A 14454-nucleotide genomic window follows, 5' to 3' on the forward strand; every position below is an offset into this window, starting at 1 on the left:
CGCCGGCCGATCACAGTTTCGGCTTGGGGAACACCGCCTTGGCCGAGGCGAACTCCGCCGGCGCGATGACCTCGATGTCGCCCTTGAGCGACTGCATCACGCCGGGCTTGCCGCCCTGGTTCTGGCCGTTGACGAACTTGGTCGGACCGTAGGGCATCAGCTCCGCCTTGAAGGTCGAGCTCGCCAGCGCGTCGGTGAGCTTGGCCTTGTCGGCCGACGCCGCACGCTCCAGGGAGTCGGCCAGCAGCATGACGTTGGTGTAGGTGAGATAGACCTCGAAGGTGAACAGTGCGCCGGTCGCCTCGACGCGCTTCTTCAGCGCCTGCGCCTTCTCGCTCTTGGGATTGAACCAGTGGTTCACGTCCATCATGTACTGCGAGACGTCGGGCATCTCCTTGACGAACTTGTAGTTGAAGCCGCCGCCGAGGATCGAATAGAAGCCGGCGACGTTCACCTTCTGCTGGTAGAGCGTGCGGGCCAGCAGCATGTACTCGTTGCCGTAGTTCGACATCATGACGATGTCGGGGGCGAGCGAGCGGATGCGCAGCGCAATGTTGTCGAAGTTGCGGGTCGGGTTGTCGTGGGCGATCAGCTCCTTGGCCTCGATGCCGATCGAGGGCAGCTTCCCCTGGAGCAGCTTGGCCGTGCCGGTGCCGAACTCGCCCGATTCGTGGACGATCACGGCGGTCTTGGCCGGGCTTCCCGCCGCCTTGTTGAGGGCGCCGAGATTGGCGACGCCGTCGTCGACGCAGACGCCGAAGCCCGGCTTCAGGCGGAACACGTTCTTCAGCCCGCGATTGACGATCAGGTCCGAGGCGCCGACGTCGATCAGGAACGGCGTGTTGTACTTCGAGGCCGCCTGGCTGGCGGCGATGCCGACCGGGCTCTGGAAGCAGCCGATATAGGCCGCGACGCCCTGTTCGTTCATCTTCTCGACCTCGGCGACGCCGACCTCGACCTTGGACTGGCTGTCGCCCAGCAGCGCCTCGAGCTTGGCGCCGCCCATCGACTTGATGCCGCCGGCCTTGTTCACGTCCTCGACGGCCATCGTGCCGCCGAGCCGGCTCTGCTGGCCGTTGTAGGCGACGAAGCCCGTCACCGGATGGATCATGCCGACCTTCACCGGCGCGGCCTGCGCGCGGAGGATGGCGGGGAAGCCCAGGGTGCCGGCAAGCGCCGTGCCGCCGGCGACGAAGCCGCGTCGCGAAATCGGGTTGCTGATCTGCTTTTTCATCGTGAAGCCCCTTCTTCTGTCCCCGTGCCGGCGACGCTACGATAGGGACCTCCAGCGAACAACCGGCAACCGAGGACCGTCCATGCCCAAGATCCTCTCGGCCGCCCAGGTCGACCAGTACCGCCGCGACGGCTTTGCATTTCCCGTGCCGGTGCTCTCGCCGGACGAGGTTCGCGAGCTGCGGGCCGACCTGGAGCACTGGGAGAAGGTGCAGGGCCATCCCCTGGACTATCCGGAGAAGAGCAAGTCCTACCTGCTGTATCGCTGGGCGGATCGGCTGGTGCATCACCCGCTTGTGCTCGACGCGGTCGAGGACGTGATCGGACCCGACATCCTCGTCTATCACGCGACGATGTGGATCAAGGAGGCGCATACGCCGGCCTATGTGCGCTGGCACCAGGACGGCGCCTACTTCTTCCTCGATCCGCTGGAGCACGTGACCGCCTGGGTGGCCTTGTCCGAGGCCTCCGAGTTGGCGGGCTGCATGCGGGTGATCCCCGGCACCCACCGCCTGCCCATGATCGAGCACGACGACCGGCCCGGGACCCACAACATGATCAAGCGCGGGCAGGGCATCAGCGACCGCTTCGACGGCGAGACCGGCGTGTCGATGCCGCTCCGGGCCGGCGAACTGTCGCTGCACCATACGGCGCTGGTCCATTGCTCGCCGGGCAACGACAACGACGACCGTCGCATGGGGCTGGGGATCAGCTTCATTCCCGCCCATGTCCGCCCGCTGGGCGCGGTCCGGCCGTCGGCGCTGCTGGTGCGCGGCGAGGACCGCTACGGTCACTTCCTGCCCGAGGCGCGCCTGCAGACGCCGATGTCGCCGGAAGCCCAGGCCGCGCACGCCGAGGCGGTGCGCCTGTTCCGCCTGCGCCAGGACCAGGGGTTCGTGAAAGCGGCGGAGTAGCGCCGTGGCTCCTGTTCATGTCATCCTGAGCGAAGCGAAGGATCTCATACCGGTGGCAAGCGGCGATGAGGTCCTTCCCTTCGGCTCCGCTCAGGGCAGGCGCTACGCTCAGGACGACAGAATTGAGCGGACCTGGAGGCCTACCCTCCGCTCACCTCGGGACAAGGGGTTCGTGAACGCGGCGGAGTAAGGGAGCGCGAACTCCTTCTCATGTCATCCTGAGCGAAGCGAAGGATCTCATGCCGGTGGCAAGCGGCGACGAGGTCCTTCCCTTCGGCTCCGCTCAGGGCAGGCGCTACGCTCAGGACGACAGATTTGTACGGCCTGCCGTCCGCTCAGCCCGTCATCGTGGTCATGTAGTGCTTGGCCACCTCGCCGGGCGTCGCGTGCCAGACGTTGCCGAAGCGCTCGATGCGCCGCAGCGCCTCGTCGAGATACTTGATGCGGTGGGGCACGCCCATCACCCAGGGATGGATCGACAGGTTGAACACCTGGCCGCCCTCGTGATGCAGCCGCTCGAAGGCCTCGCCGACGATGTCGGGATAGCGCGGCGTCGGGATGCGCCGCAGCCAGAGCTGCTGCACGTCATCCCATTCCGGCTGGTTGGGCAGGGACACGAAGGGCCTGCCGACCTTCATCAGGTAGGGCTGGTCGTCGTTGGGCCAGTCGACGACATAGTCGAGGCCGGCATCGGCCAGCAGCCCGGGCGTGCGCTGGCTCTCGCCATAGTCCTGGCCGAGCCAGCCGGTCGGCCGCACGCCCGCCGCCGTCTCGACGGCGTCGAGAGCATGCTGGATCTCCGCCTTCTCCTCGGCCTCGCTCATCTTCGAGGTGATCATGCGATTGGCCGAATGGCCGTGGCCGATGAACTCGTAGCGGCGACGGGCGCACTGCTCGATCAGGTAGGGATAGCGTTCGGCGGCGAGCGCGTTCACCGCCACGCCGGCGCGGATCTGGTAGCGGTCGAGCACGTCCAGGACGCGGAAGATGCCGGCGCGGTTGCCGTACTCGCGCTGGGTCCAGGTGCGGTAGTCGGGCACGAAGCTGCCGAACTCGCCGACGAAGCGCGGATCGCGATGGCTGCCCTCGTCGGGCACCAGCTCCCAGTATTCGAGGTGCAGGGTGACGAAGAAGGCGACGCGGGCGTGGCGCGGCCAGTCGAGCTTGGGCCGCAGCGGGTAGGGCGCGTAGTCGTACCAGGGATTGTCCATCCCCGGCGGCAGCGGCGGCGGATTCTTGGGAACGGGAGAACCGGCCACGGTCACGCCTCCTTGCCGAGATGCTGCTGGAAGGGCGCAAGCCCGTTCGCCACGTACCAGTCGAGGATCTCCTCGGCGGTGCAGATCCAGGCGTCCTTGTGCTTGCGGATGTAGGCCAGCGCCCGGTCGAGATGCTTCAGCCGGTGCGGCGCACCCATCATGTAGGGGTGGAGCGCGATGCACATGACGCGGCCGTTCTCGCTGCCCTCGCGATAGACCGTGTCGAAATGGTCGACGATCATCTGGGCGAATTCCTCGGCCTCGACAGGCTGGCGATAGATCAGCGCGTCGTTCAGATCCATCGTGTAGGGCACGTGCATCAGCGTGCCGTGCCGGGTCGCGAGCGGCGTCGGCTGGTCGTCGTGGTAGAAGTCGCAGAGGTATTCGAGGCCGGCTTCCTTCACGAGATCGGGCGTCGCCAGCGTGTTGGAGATGGCGGGCGAGAACCAGCCGCGCAGCTTGCGGCCGGTCAGCCGGAGGTGCGTCGCCTTGCTGTGCTCGATGACCTCGCGCTCCTCGTCCTCGCTGTAGCCCCAGTGGTAGCGGGTGTTGAAGTAGCCGTGGCTCATATACTCCCAGCGCCGCGCTTCCATGGCATCGAGTATCTCGGGGTACATCTCGATCACCGACATCGACAGCGACACGGTGCAGCGGATGTGGTGCTTGTCCAGCACCTCGAACATGCGCCACAGGCCGACCCGGTTGCCGTAGTCGCGGCCGCCGTAGCCCAGCACGTCGGGATGCGGCATGCGCGGCCAGGGATTGCGGACGCGGACTTCGGCCGGCACGTACTCGTAGTGCTCGATGTTCGGGCAGATCCACACCGCCACCCGCGCGCCGTTGGGCCAGGAAAGCTTCGGCCGCTCGACGACGGGGGAGTAGCCGAACCGGTAGGGATCCATCGCTGAACTCGCTCTGTTGCGGGCGCGGAGTCCATCATGCCGGCCGGAGTGACGCAACCGCTTGCGGATCGGAAGGAGCCCGATCACAGTCGTTCGCATGGCGGCCCGCATCCGTTTCGTAATCAACGACCAGCCGGTGGAGATCGCCGGCCTGTCGCCGATGACGACGCTGCTCGACTGGCTGCGCGAGCACCGGGGCCTCAGGGGCACCAAGGAAGGCTGCGCTGAGGGCGACTGCGGCGCCTGCACGGTGGTGCTGGAACGGGCCGACGGGCGGCGGGCGCCGATCAATTCCTGCATCGCCCTGCTGGGCCAGCTCGACGGACTCGCGGTCCGCACGGTCGAGGGGCTGCGCGGGGCCGACGGCGGTCCGCATGCGGTGCAGACGGCGATGGCCGAAGCCGACGCCACGCAGTGCGGCTTCTGCACGCCGGGCTTCGTGATGTCGGCCTATGCCTTCGCCGCCGGCGGCGAGGCAGCGACGCCGGATGCCATCCACGAAGCGCTGGCCGGCAATCTCTGCCGCTGCACCGGCTATCGGCCGATCGTCGCGGCCTTCTCGGCGGTGGCGGGACTGGCGCCGGAGCCGGCGACAGAACCGAAGGGGGCGTTGGAAGCGCGCAAAGCCTCGGTCGATTTCGACGGCACGTTCCATGCGCCGCGGTCGCTGGCCGATCTCCTGGCGCTGCGCGCCCGCCATCCCGCGGCGCTGCTGCTGGCCGGCGGCACCGACCTCGGCCTGCTGGCCAGCCGGTCGCGCAAGCCGCCGGCCGCCGTCATCCACGTGGCGCATGTGCCCGAGCTCACGACCGTCGCCGAGACCGGGGACACGCTCACCCTGGGCGCGGCGGTGAGCTATGCCGAGTCCCTGCCGCTCCTGTCCCGCCATTTCCCGGCGCTGCGGACCTACCTGTCGCGGCTGGGCTCGCGCCAGATCCGCAGCCTGGGCACGCTGGGCGGCAATATCGGCACGGCCTCGCCGATCGGCGACATGCCGCCGGTGCTGATCGCACTGGGCGCCACCCTGCGGCTCACTTCGTCGCGCGGCGTGCGCGGCCTGCCGCTGGAGGATTTCTTCCTAGACTACCGCAAGACGGCGCTGGCGCCCGACGAGGTGATCGAATCGATTGCGATCCCGCTTCTGTCCGCGGACGAGGCCTTCTTCTGCGACAAGCTCTCCAAGCGCCGCGACCAGGACATCTCCACCGTCGCGGCCGGGTACCGGCTGCGCCTCGCGGGCGAGCGCGTCGTGGCGGCGCGGCTGGCGTTCGGCGGCATGGCGGCGACGCCGCGGCGTGCGCCGGCAGCCGAGGCGGCGCTGGTGAAGGACGGAGCCGAGGCTGCCGCCACGACCGTGCAGCAGGAGTTCCAGCCCATCGACGACTGGCGCGGCAGTGCCGCCTATCGCCGGCAGGCGGCGGGCAACCTGCTCCGTCGGCTCGGGCTGCGGCTGGCCGCGCCGGGCCAGGCGGTCGAGGTCGAGGCGCTGTGAAGGGCGGCGTCCACACCGCGCAGCGCCACGACAGCGCGCTGAAGCACGCGACCGGCCAGGCGATCTACATCGACGACATGCCCGAGCCGCCGGGCACGCTGCATGCCGCGCTGATCACCAGCCCGGTGGCCTGCGGGCGGCTGCGCGGACTCGATCTTTCGGCAGCGGCCGCCGCGCCCGGCGTGGTGGCGGTGCTGCGCGCCGCCGACATTCCCGGCGCGAACAACGTCGCCGGCGGCGACAAGCAGGAGCCGCTGTTCGCCGAGGACACGGTCGAGTTCCTCGGCCAGCCGCTGGCCATGGTGCTGGCCGACACGCTCGACGCGGCGCGCGGCGCCGCCGGCCGGGCCGCGATCGACATCGAACCGGGCGAGGCGATCCTCGACGTGGCGACGGCGATGGCGCGGCAGGCCTGGGTGCAGGCGCCCTCGACCCTGCAGCGCGGCGACGTGGCCGCGGCGCTCGCGGCCGCGCCGCACCGGCTCGATGCCGCGTTCAGCGTCGGCGGTCAGGAGCATTTCTACCTCGAGGGCCAGATCGCCTTCGCCCTGCCGGGCGAGGACGGCGACCTCGTGGTGCATTCCTCGACCCAGCATCCGACCGAGGTCCAGCATGTCTGCGCCCACGTGCTGGGCTGCGACTTCAATCGCGTGACGACGGTGGTGCGCCGGCTGGGCGGCGGCTTCGGCGGCAAGGAGAGCAACGCCACCTGGATCGCGGCGGCGGCGGCGCTGGGCGCCGGCCGCACCGGCCGGCCGGTCAAGCTGCGCCTGCCGCGCGAGGCCGACATGCTGATCACCGGCAAGCGGCATCCGTTCGACTACCGCTATTCGGTGGGCTTCGACGGCGAGGGCCGGGTGCAGGCGCTCGACGTCGAGCTGGCGGCCGATGCCGGCTGGAGCCTCGACCTGACGCCGGGCGTGGTGGCGCGGGCGCTCACCCATGTCGACAACGCCTACTGGATCCCGCACTTCCGCGCCGTCGGCTACGCCTGCCGCACCAACAAGCAGTCGAACACCGCGTTCCGCGGCTTCGGCGGGCCGCAGGGCGTGCTGGTGATGGAGGATGCGATCGACCGCATCGCCAACCGTCTCGGCCGCGACGCCAACGCGATCCGGGCGCTGAACTTCTACGGCGAGGGGGGCGACGAGACGCCCTACGGCCAGCCGGTCGAGGAGAACCATCTCGCGCGCTGCTGGGCCGAGGTGAAGTCGGGCGGCGACTGGGAGCGGCGGCGGGCGGAGGTCGACGCGTTCAACGCGGCCAACCCGGTGCTGAAGCGCGGTCTCGGCCTGTTCCCGCTGAAGTTCGGCATCTCCTTCAACCTGCCGCATCTCAACCAGGCCGGCGCCCTGGTGCACGTCTATACCGATGGCTCGATCCGCGTGAACCATGGCGGCATCGAGATGGGCCAGGGCGTGTTCATCAAGGTGGCCCAGGTCGTGGCAGAGGTCTTCCAGGTTGACATCGATCGCATCCGCCCGACGGCGACCTCGACGGCGGAGGTGCCCAACACCTCGCCGACCGCCGCCTCGACCGGCTCGGACCTCAACGGCTGGGCGGCCTGGGAAGCGGCCAATACCATCAAGCAGCGCATGATCGCCCACGCCGCCGAGCATTTCGGCGCGGCACCGGCCGACATCGCCTTCACCGACGGAGCGGTGCGTATCGCGAAACCCGGCAGCAACCAGGTCGTGAGCTTCGGCGAGCTGGCGCGGCTCTGCCATCTCGGTCGCGTGTCGCTGTCGTCCACCGGGTTCTACAAGACGCCCAAGGTGCACTGGGACGGGGCGGCGATGCGCGGCCGGCCGTTCTTCTACTTCTCGTTCGGCGCGGCCATGGCCGAGGTGGCAATCGACACGCTGACCGGCGAGAGCCGCGTGCTGCGCGCCGACCTGGTGCAGGATTGCGGGTCCTCGCTCAATCCCGCCATCGACCTCGGCCAGATCGAGGGCGCGTTCGTCCAGGGCCAGGGCTGGCTGACCTGCGAGGAACTGTGGTGGGACCGGGAGGGCCGGCTGCGCACGATCGGCCCCTCGACCTACAAGATCCCGGGCAGCCGCGACGCGCCCGCGGTGTTCAACGTGACGCTGCTCGAGAACGCGCCCTCGCGCGAGGCCACCATCTTCCGCTCCAAGGCGGTGGGCGAGCCGCCGCTGCTGCTCGCGACCGCCGTGTGGACCGCGCTCAAGGACGCCATCGCCGCGACCGGCAATGGCAGGACCGCTGTGCGGCTCGATGCGCCGGCGACCCCCGAGCGCGTGCTGGCGGCAATCGCTACACTCCGCCGCTAGAATTTCCGGACCATCATAGGGGGAAACAATGGACGTACGCATGGATGGCCGCGTCGCGGCGATCACGGGCGCGAGCACCGGGCTCGGCCTGGCCATGGCCAAGGAGTTCGCGGCCTCGGGCGCCTCGGTGGCGCTGCTGGCGCGCAAGGCCGACGTGCTGGCCTCGGCCAAGGCCGAGGTCGCCAAGGCGGCGGGCAAGACCAACGCCAAGATCGAGGCCTATTCCTGCGACGTGTCGAAGGCGCAGCCGATCTCCGACACGTTCAAGAAGATCGAGGCCGAGTTCGGCAAGGTCGACATCCTGGTCAACAATGCCGGCATCAGCCATGCCAAGCCGTTCGAGACGGTGACCGACGAGGACTGGCAGGGCGACCTCGACCTGAAGCTGTTCGGCGCCATCCGCACCATCCGCGCGGTGCTGCCCGGCATGCGGGAGCGCAAGTGGGGCCGCATCGTCAACGTGCTGAACATCGGCGCCAAGGCGCCCAACGCCAACTCCGCGCCGACCAGCGTCAGCCGCGCCGCCGGCATGGCGCTGACCAAGGCGCTCAGCCACGAGAACGCGCCGCACGGCGTGCTGGTGAACGCCATGCTGGTCGGCCTGATCGAGAGCGACCAGTGGCAGCGTCGCCACAAGACGGCGGCGGGCGAGGGCAAGACCTACGAGGAGTTCCTGGCCGGTATGGCCAAGGGCCGCATCCCGCTCGGCCGCATGGGCAAGGCCGAGGAATTCGCCCGCATGGCCTGCTTCCTGTGCTCCGACGCGGGCTCGTTCATCACCGGCGTCGCGATCAACGTCGACGGCGGCGCGAGCCCGGTGGTCTGACCGCCACAGGCGTTGTCGCCCGAGGGTCCGCCGGCTTGTTGGCGGCTGGTTCTATCGGGGCAGACGTTTCAGGATATCTTCGACGGCGCCGCGGAGTTCGGGCAGGCGATGCGCGACGGTTTGCCAGACGATCGCCGGCTCGATTCCCGCATAGTCGTGCGCAATCAGGTTCCGCATGGCGCGTATTCGCGCCCATGGAATCTGAGGGGCCAGTTCGATGACGGCGGGCGGCAGGCGTGAGACCGCCTCGCCGATGTATTGGAGGGCATGAAGGACGGCGTAGAGCGTCCTTTCGTCGGCGTTGGCGGCGCCCGTCGGATTGGCCGGCGTCCAGCGTTCGATGCGATCGATGAAGCCCAGAATGTCGTTCAGAAGGTCCGCCGAACGATCACGCGGCATAGCGCACTTCGTTGAGGACGCGGTCGCGCAGTCTCGGCTTCAGGCCTCGCGGTGTGGCAAGGTCCACGGGCCGTCCGAGAATCTCGCAGAGCCGGTCCCGGAGTGCCGCCATCTGGAAGAGGTCGGGCGTCTCCTCGAACTCGACCAGAATGTCGATGTCGCTGTCTTCGCGCGCCTCATCACGCGCAACCGAGCCGTAAACGCCCAGTCGCCGCACGCCCACGCTCGCGAGTTCGGAGCGGTGGAGGTCGATAAGACGGAAGAACTCCTCGGATGTCATGGCAGGGCATCATACCGCGTCTGCGACGGCCGAGACAGGCACACCGCCGGTGTTCCGGCAGCCCGGCTCCGAACGTCGGAGTGGGATGAGGTATCGTCAAGAAGGCCGCCCCGCCGGCGTGACGTTCCAGCGGCGGCGCAGGTCCTCGAGGTCGTGCTCGACCCAGTCCCAGACGCTCCATCCGGGATCGAAGAGGTCGACCGTCATATCGGCGCCCCGCGCCCAGGCGTGCCAGAACTCGTCGGGGTCGAGGCCGCCCGTGCCGGCATGGCCGACATCGTTCAGCGGCTCGCCGAAATGGAAGAAGAAGATCACCGGCAGGATGTGGCCGCTCATCGGGTTGATCGGATGCATGCCGGCGGTGAAGGTCGAGACCAGCAGCTCGCCGCGCGCGCTGGTGTCGTAGCCCGAGATCACGTGGGTGGAATCGTGCGGCGTGCCGAAGCCGGCGTTGAGCGCCTGCGGGTCGCCGGGGAAGGGATAGCCGTTCCTCTTGTCGAAGTCCCACAGCGCCTTGCCGAACGTCGAGGGCGGCAGCCCGCCCAGCGCCTCGTAGCGCGCCACCAGCGCCGGATCGGCCTGGTCTCCGGCATAGGGCCGGATCCACCGGTCGGGGTCGAGGCCGGCCGAGGAGCGGCTGAGCACGCTGTCGAAGTTCTTGCGCCCCATGTCGGCGGTCGCCCAGGCGAGATGGCCCGACGCCGCCTCGACCAGGTCGGTGAGGTAGTCCGCCTCGACGTCGAGGGCGCGTGAATAGTCGAGCACGCGCGCGAGCTTCTGGTGATCGAGCGCGCCGTCGACCAGTGCCATGATGGCGAGGTACTTCACGGCCTCGCCGGCCAGCTCGGGCCGGCCGCGCAGGATCGCGACCAGGTCGGCGGGCTCGGCCGGCGGCAGCGCGCCGATGTCGGCGAGGTCGCGGCGGCGCAGCAGGTAGCGGCCGGCGGCCAGGATGCTCACCGTGTCGGCGTAGGAGAGCGCCGCGCCGCCGGCCAGCGCCACCTGGCGCTCAGGATGGCGTCGCTCTCTGTCCGATCGATGGCCCGCACCGGTCGCTTCCCTGTGATGAAGAATGATGCTTGTTGGTCAAGCATGCAGCCTCTGCGCTTCGTTCTGCAAGCGATCGACCCGGAATTCGGGCATCCCGCCTTCGAATGCATGTTCATGGTCGAACGGCCGGACGAATTGCGCGCGATCCTCGGCCTCGAGGCCGGGCTCGATCCGGACCTGACGAGCCGGTACCGGCTCGAGCCGCGGGAAGTATCGGCGCTGACCCGTCATTTCGCGCTCGGTTTCGATCCAGGCGGCCGCCAGACGGCGCTCTTCAAGTGGATGCCCCGCGAGGCGATGCCCTACCTCGCGCATACCGGCTACGAGCTCGTCCTGATGATCGACGGCCGAAAGCCGTTCGCGCGGATGCAGGAGGACGTCTACCCGCCTCTTCGCTTCGAGGGCGAGGAACAGTTCGACCGTTTCGTCGCCGAAGGGCTCCTGCACAAGGAAGAGGAGCTGGAGCCGTTTGCCGAGCCGACCCGCCGGGCGGATGGCCGGACGGCCGAAGGCCTCAGAACCGTCTATTACGCGCGCAAGGGCGAGGAGTGGCGCATTCCCGCCTGGAAACTGGTGTCCCGGGCGGCGGCGAAGACCGGCTGGAACGACACTCTCGAACGTCTCGAAGGCATGCTGCTGGGCTACGAGGACTGGCAGAACGACTGGTGGGCCGACGACCGGCGCCGCCGGGGTGAGCAATTCGGCAAGCTGCGCCTCCATCTCGCCGTGACGGCGGAAGAGCTCGCCGCCATCGAGACGGCCGGCCGGCGCGCGCTGCCGGCGGGCCAGAGGGCGCTGCGACTCCTGGGCTCTTCATCGAACGAGCTGGACGGCGACGACAGGCGCTGGCTGACGGCCGGGCTGGATACGGCAGCGCTGGTACGGTTCAGCGTGCCCGCGCACCGTTTCCTGACAGCCGTCGCGGACGATCCGCAGGCGGCCCGCCACGATCTGCCGGCTGACCGCGTCGCGGCCCTCAACCGCCTGGTCGAGGGCGAGATCGAGGTGCTGGGTCTTTAGCGGCGATCTCGAACGATCAGCGCAGCGGCTCGAGGATGCTGACGTAGTTGGCGACGGCGGCGCCGCCCATGTTGAAGACGCCGCCGAGCGTCGCCTTGGGAAGCTGCAGGCCCTCCGGCGCGGTGCCCGAGAGCTGCATGGCCGACATCACGTGCATGCTGACGCCGGTGGCGCCGACCGGATGGCCCTTGGCCTTGAGTCCGCCCGAGACGTTGACCGGCAGCTTTCCGTCTCGCTCGACCCAGCCTTCGTTGATCGCCCGTTCGCCCTCGCCGGGCGCGGTGAGGCCCATCGCCTCGTATTCGATCAACTCGGCCGAGGTGAAGCAGTCGTGGCTCTCGACGAAGGACAGGTCGAGCAGGTCGAGGCGGGCAGCGGCCAGGGCCTTCTTCCACGCCGCTTGCGGGCCTTCGAACTTGATGATGTCGCGGCGGCTCATCGGCAGGAAGTCGTTGACCTGCTCGGCGGCGCGGAAGGCGATCGCCTGCTTCATGCCGAGCGCCGTCGAGACGTCGGCCAGCACCACCGCGGCGGCGCCATCGGTCACCGGCGAGCAGTCGGTACGCTTCAGCGGCCCGGCGACGAACGGGTTCTTGTCCGACGGCGTGCGGCAGAAGTCGTAGGCGAACTCCTTCTGGAAGTGGGCATAGGGGTTCTTGGCGCCGTTGCGGTGCGCCTTGACCGCGATGCGGGCGAGCGCGTCCGACTTGTCGCCGTAGCGCTGGAAGTAGGCCGAGGTGATCTTGCCGAAGATGCCGGCGAAGCCGGCCTCGATGTTGGCTTCCTCGGCGACGTAGGACGCCTTGATCAGCACCTCGCCGGCCTGGGCGCTGTTGAGCTCGGTCATCTTCTCGACGCCGACCACCAGGACGAAGCGGGCCTTGCCGGCGGCCAGGCTGTTCAGCCCCATGTGGATCGCCGCCGAGCCGGTGGCGCAGGCGTTCTCGACCCGCGTGCTGGGCTTGAAGCGCAGGTCGGGATGGGCCTGCAGCGCCAGCGAGGAGTGGAACTCCTGGCGCACGAAGCCGCCGTTCATGTTGCCGACATAGATCACGTCGACGTCGCGGGGCTCGATCCCGGCATGGGCCATGGCCTCGCTGGCCGCCTTCACGATCAGCGATTCGCTGGTCTCGCCGTCCAGCTTGCCGAACTTGCTGTGGGACCAACCGACGATGCAGGCCGTCATGGCAACTCTCCTTCGCAACGGGCGGCCGACCTTAGAAGCCGAACGCGGGCAGGTCGAGGCCGAGAAAGTGCATATACACTTATATAGGATCGGGCGCTTGGCAAGGGCCGCCGCGGTTGCGGCCCGCAGCCGCCCCAATTCCGCCGCGTCGACGGTATTGACTGCTGCGTTGTCCCGGAGCCCAACTGCATCGCCATGGCCGAGAACGTCCCATCGTCCGACCGTCCGACATCCCGCTGGCCGCTCATTCTGGGCGGCCTGGTCGGAGGCTTCTTCCTGCTCGCCGCCGGCCTCGCGCTGGGCTGGTACCTGTTCTATCGCCCGATCGTGAATGTCGCGGTGCAGTTGCCCGCGCCGCCGCCGCCGCCCGCGCCGGCGGGCCCCGACCAGGCGCAGGTGAAGGCGCTCGAGGACCAGATCGACAAGCAGAAGGCCGCCAACAAGCAGATCGAGGAGCAGATCGCGCTCCTCAAGGAGCGGCTCAAGGCCGATGTCTGCACGATCAAGGATCCTTTGGGCAAGGATCAGCCGGCCAAGACTCCGGCGAGCGGGGCGACGGAGAAGAAGACCTGAACGCGGCGAGCGTCCTGCCGGTGGCAAAAGAATCATTTGCCCCTCACAAGATGTAGCTTCAATCTAAACCCGCTGCTCAATGAACGGGGCGAGCGGGGGCGTGACGCAGACATTCGACAGGTTTCGGTACGCGGCGATCGTGGGTCTCGGTCTCCTGACCGCCGGCTGCGACAAGGCCGTCGTCCTCAATCCCAAGGGACCGATCGCCGACGCTGAGCGCGGCCTGCTGTTCGATGCCTTCGCCGTGATGCTGGTCGTGATCGTTCCGGTCATCGTCATGGGATTCCTGTTCGCCTGGCGCTACAGCGCCTCGCGCAATGCCCGCTACGAGCCCAAGTGGGACTATTCGCCCAAGATCGACGCCGTGGTCTGGGCGATCCCCGCCCTGATCGTGGTCGCGGTCGCCGTGCTCGTCTGGCGCAGCACCCACCGGCTCGATCCTTACAGGCCGCTTGCCTCCGACGTGCCGCCGCTCGACATCGAGGTCGTGGCCCAGGACTGGAAGTGGCTGTTCATCTACCCCAAGGAAGGGGTGGCGTCGGTCAACCAGATGGCGATCCCGGCCGGCCGGCCGATCAGCCTGCGCATCACCTCGGACACGGTGATGAACTCCTTCTACGTTCCGGCGCTCGCCGGCCAGATCTACGCCATGGCCGGCATGCAGACCCGGTTGCAGCTCCTGGCCGACCAGCCGGGCAAGTTCGTCGGCCGCAACACGCAGTACAGCGGCGGCGGCTTCTCCGACCAGTTCTTCGAGGTCGTCGCCACCAGCCCGGCCGAGTTCGACGCCTGGGTCGCCAAAGCCCGGCAGGCGCCGGCCAGGCTCGACCCGCCGACCTACGCCAAGCTCGCCGAGAAGAGCCGCCTCAATCCGGTGACCTACTACTCGGCGGTCGAGCCGCGCCTGTTCGATACGATCATCGAGAAGTTCGCGGGACCCTACGGCCACGGCGCCCATGGCGCCCACGGCGGCCATGGCAGCCCCGGCGGCCAGGGCACCAACCCGCCGGCCCGGAGATAGGACGC

General features: G+C 68.7%; 14 protein-coding genes. 7 read left to right on the plus strand and 7 right to left on the minus strand.

Annotated elements, in window-relative coordinates; all coding sequences use genetic code 11:
* Positions 1-10: 10 nt before the first annotated feature.
* Positions 11-1234 (minus strand): ABC transporter substrate-binding protein, encoded by a 1224-nt coding sequence (locus tag ACO073_RS08395; RefSeq protein ID WP_421996725.1) that lies wholly within the window; start codon positions 1232-1234, stop codon positions 11-13.
* 82 nt (positions 1235-1316) lie between these two features.
* On the opposite strand from ACO073_RS08395, the gene ACO073_RS08400 reads away from it, so the two are divergent.
* A complete protein-coding gene (locus ACO073_RS08400; protein WP_421996726.1) occupies positions 1317-2147 on the plus strand; it encodes a phytanoyl-CoA dioxygenase family protein in 831 nt (276 codons plus the stop codon).
* 335 nt (positions 2148-2482) lie between these two features.
* On the opposite strand, the gene ACO073_RS08405 is transcribed toward ACO073_RS08400, so the two are convergent.
* Together ACO073_RS08405 and ACO073_RS08410 are read right to left on the minus strand one after the other, a co-directional pair.
* On the minus strand, positions 2483-3406 hold the full coding sequence (locus tag ACO073_RS08405) for a polysaccharide deacetylase family protein (RefSeq protein ID WP_421996727.1): 924 nt from the start codon (positions 3404-3406) through the stop codon (positions 2483-2485).
* 2 nt (positions 3407-3408) lie between these two features.
* Positions 3409-4308 carry a polysaccharide deacetylase family protein gene (locus tag ACO073_RS08410; RefSeq protein ID WP_421996729.1) on the minus strand — a complete coding sequence of 300 codons (900 nt, stop codon included), beginning with the start codon at positions 4306-4308 and terminating at the stop codon, positions 3409-3411.
* 97 nt (positions 4309-4405) lie between these two features.
* On the opposite strand from ACO073_RS08410, the gene xdhA reads away from it, so the two are divergent.
* Genes xdhA through ACO073_RS08425 form a run of 3 tightly spaced genes read left to right on the plus strand, consistent with a single transcriptional unit; the run spans position 4406 to position 8920 of the window.
* Positions 4406-5800 carry a xanthine dehydrogenase small subunit gene (gene xdhA, locus ACO073_RS08415; RefSeq protein WP_421996730.1) on the plus strand — a complete coding sequence of 465 codons (1395 nt, stop codon included), beginning with the start codon at positions 4406-4408 and terminating at the stop codon, positions 5798-5800.
* The gene (gene xdhB, locus ACO073_RS08420; RefSeq protein WP_421996732.1) at positions 5797-8094 is read left to right on the plus strand and encodes a xanthine dehydrogenase molybdopterin binding subunit; all 2298 of its coding nucleotides are present in this window, start codon (positions 5797-5799) and stop codon (positions 8092-8094) included. Before xdhA ends, xdhB begins: the two co-directional genes overlap by 4 nt.
* A 40-nt stretch (positions 8095-8134) precedes the next feature.
* A complete protein-coding gene (locus tag ACO073_RS08425) occupies positions 8135-8920 on the plus strand; it encodes an SDR family oxidoreductase (protein WP_421996734.1) in 786 nt (261 codons plus the stop codon).
* A 51-nt stretch (positions 8921-8971) separates the two neighbouring features.
* Here ACO073_RS08425 and ACO073_RS08430 read toward each other — a convergent pair whose 3' ends face one another.
* The 3 genes from ACO073_RS08430 to ACO073_RS08440 form a co-directional block, all read right to left on the minus strand.
* A complete protein-coding gene (locus tag ACO073_RS08430) occupies positions 8972-9319 on the minus strand; it encodes a DUF86 domain-containing protein (protein WP_421996735.1) in 348 nt (115 codons plus the stop codon).
* Positions 9309-9599 carry a nucleotidyltransferase family protein gene (locus ACO073_RS08435; RefSeq protein WP_421996737.1) on the minus strand — a complete coding sequence of 97 codons (291 nt, stop codon included), beginning with the start codon at positions 9597-9599 and terminating at the stop codon, positions 9309-9311. Before ACO073_RS08435 ends, ACO073_RS08430 begins: the two co-directional genes overlap by 11 nt.
* A gap of 96 nt (positions 9600-9695) precedes the next feature.
* Positions 9696-10601, minus strand: a complete 906-nt coding sequence (locus ACO073_RS08440; RefSeq protein ID WP_421996738.1) for a hypothetical protein — start codon at positions 10599-10601, stop codon at positions 9696-9698.
* A 36-nt stretch (positions 10602-10637) separates the two neighbouring features.
* Here ACO073_RS08440 and ACO073_RS08445 point away from each other — a divergent pair, with 36 nt between their 5' ends.
* Positions 10638-11669 (plus strand): hypothetical protein, encoded by a 1032-nt coding sequence (locus ACO073_RS08445; RefSeq protein ID WP_421996739.1) that lies wholly within the window; start codon positions 10638-10640, stop codon positions 11667-11669.
* A gap of 16 nt (positions 11670-11685) precedes the next feature.
* On the opposite strand, the gene ACO073_RS08450 is transcribed toward ACO073_RS08445, so the two are convergent.
* Entirely contained in the window at positions 11686-12855 is a 1170-nt protein-coding gene (locus ACO073_RS08450; protein ID WP_421996741.1) for an acetyl-CoA acetyltransferase, read from the minus strand.
* A gap of 195 nt (positions 12856-13050) precedes the next feature.
* On the opposite strand from ACO073_RS08450, the gene ACO073_RS08455 reads away from it, so the two are divergent.
* A complete protein-coding gene (locus tag ACO073_RS08455; RefSeq protein WP_421996742.1) occupies positions 13051-13428 on the plus strand; it encodes a hypothetical protein in 378 nt (125 codons plus the stop codon).
* A 100-nt stretch (positions 13429-13528) separates the two neighbouring features.
* Complete coding sequence (gene cyoA / locus ACO073_RS08460) at positions 13529-14449, plus strand: ubiquinol oxidase subunit II (protein ID WP_421996743.1); 921 nt, start codon at positions 13529-13531, stop codon at positions 14447-14449.
* Positions 14450-14454: the final 5 nt, after the last annotated feature.

It is taken from the genome of Reyranella sp. (assembly GCF_965229815.1).
Lineage (GTDB): Bacteria > Pseudomonadota > Alphaproteobacteria > Reyranellales > Reyranellaceae > Reyranella.

Bases quoted from the DNA above. Each gene is read 5' to 3' on its own strand.
- ACO073_RS08395 (WP_421996725.1), bottom strand. From the start codon at position 1,234: ATGAAAAAGCAGATCAGCAACCCGATTTCGCGACGCGGCTTCGTCGCC.
- ACO073_RS08400 (WP_421996726.1), top strand. From the start codon at position 1,317: ATGCCCAAGATCCTCTCGGCCGCCCAGGTCGACCAGTACCGCCGCGAC.
- ACO073_RS08410 (WP_421996729.1), bottom strand. From the start codon at position 4,308: ATGGATCCCTACCGGTTCGGCTACTCCCCCGTCGTCGAGCGGCCGAAG.
- xdhA (WP_421996730.1), top strand. From the start codon at position 4,406: ATGGCGGCCCGCATCCGTTTCGTAATCAACGACCAGCCGGTGGAGATC.
- ACO073_RS08425 (WP_421996734.1), top strand. From the start codon at position 8,135: ATGGATGGCCGCGTCGCGGCGATCACGGGCGCGAGCACCGGGCTCGGC.
- ACO073_RS08430 (WP_421996735.1), bottom strand. From the start codon at position 9,319: ATGCCGCGTGATCGTTCGGCGGACCTTCTGAACGACATTCTGGGCTTC.
- ACO073_RS08435 (WP_421996737.1), bottom strand. From the start codon at position 9,599: ATGACATCCGAGGAGTTCTTCCGTCTTATCGACCTCCACCGCTCCGAA.
- ACO073_RS08445 (WP_421996739.1), top strand. From the start codon at position 10,638: ATGGCCCGCACCGGTCGCTTCCCTGTGATGAAGAATGATGCTTGTTGG.
- ACO073_RS08450 (WP_421996741.1), bottom strand. From the start codon at position 12,855: ATGACGGCCTGCATCGTCGGTTGGTCCCACAGCAAGTTCGGCAAGCTG.
- ACO073_RS08455 (WP_421996742.1), top strand. From the start codon at position 13,051: ATGGCCGAGAACGTCCCATCGTCCGACCGTCCGACATCCCGCTGGCCG.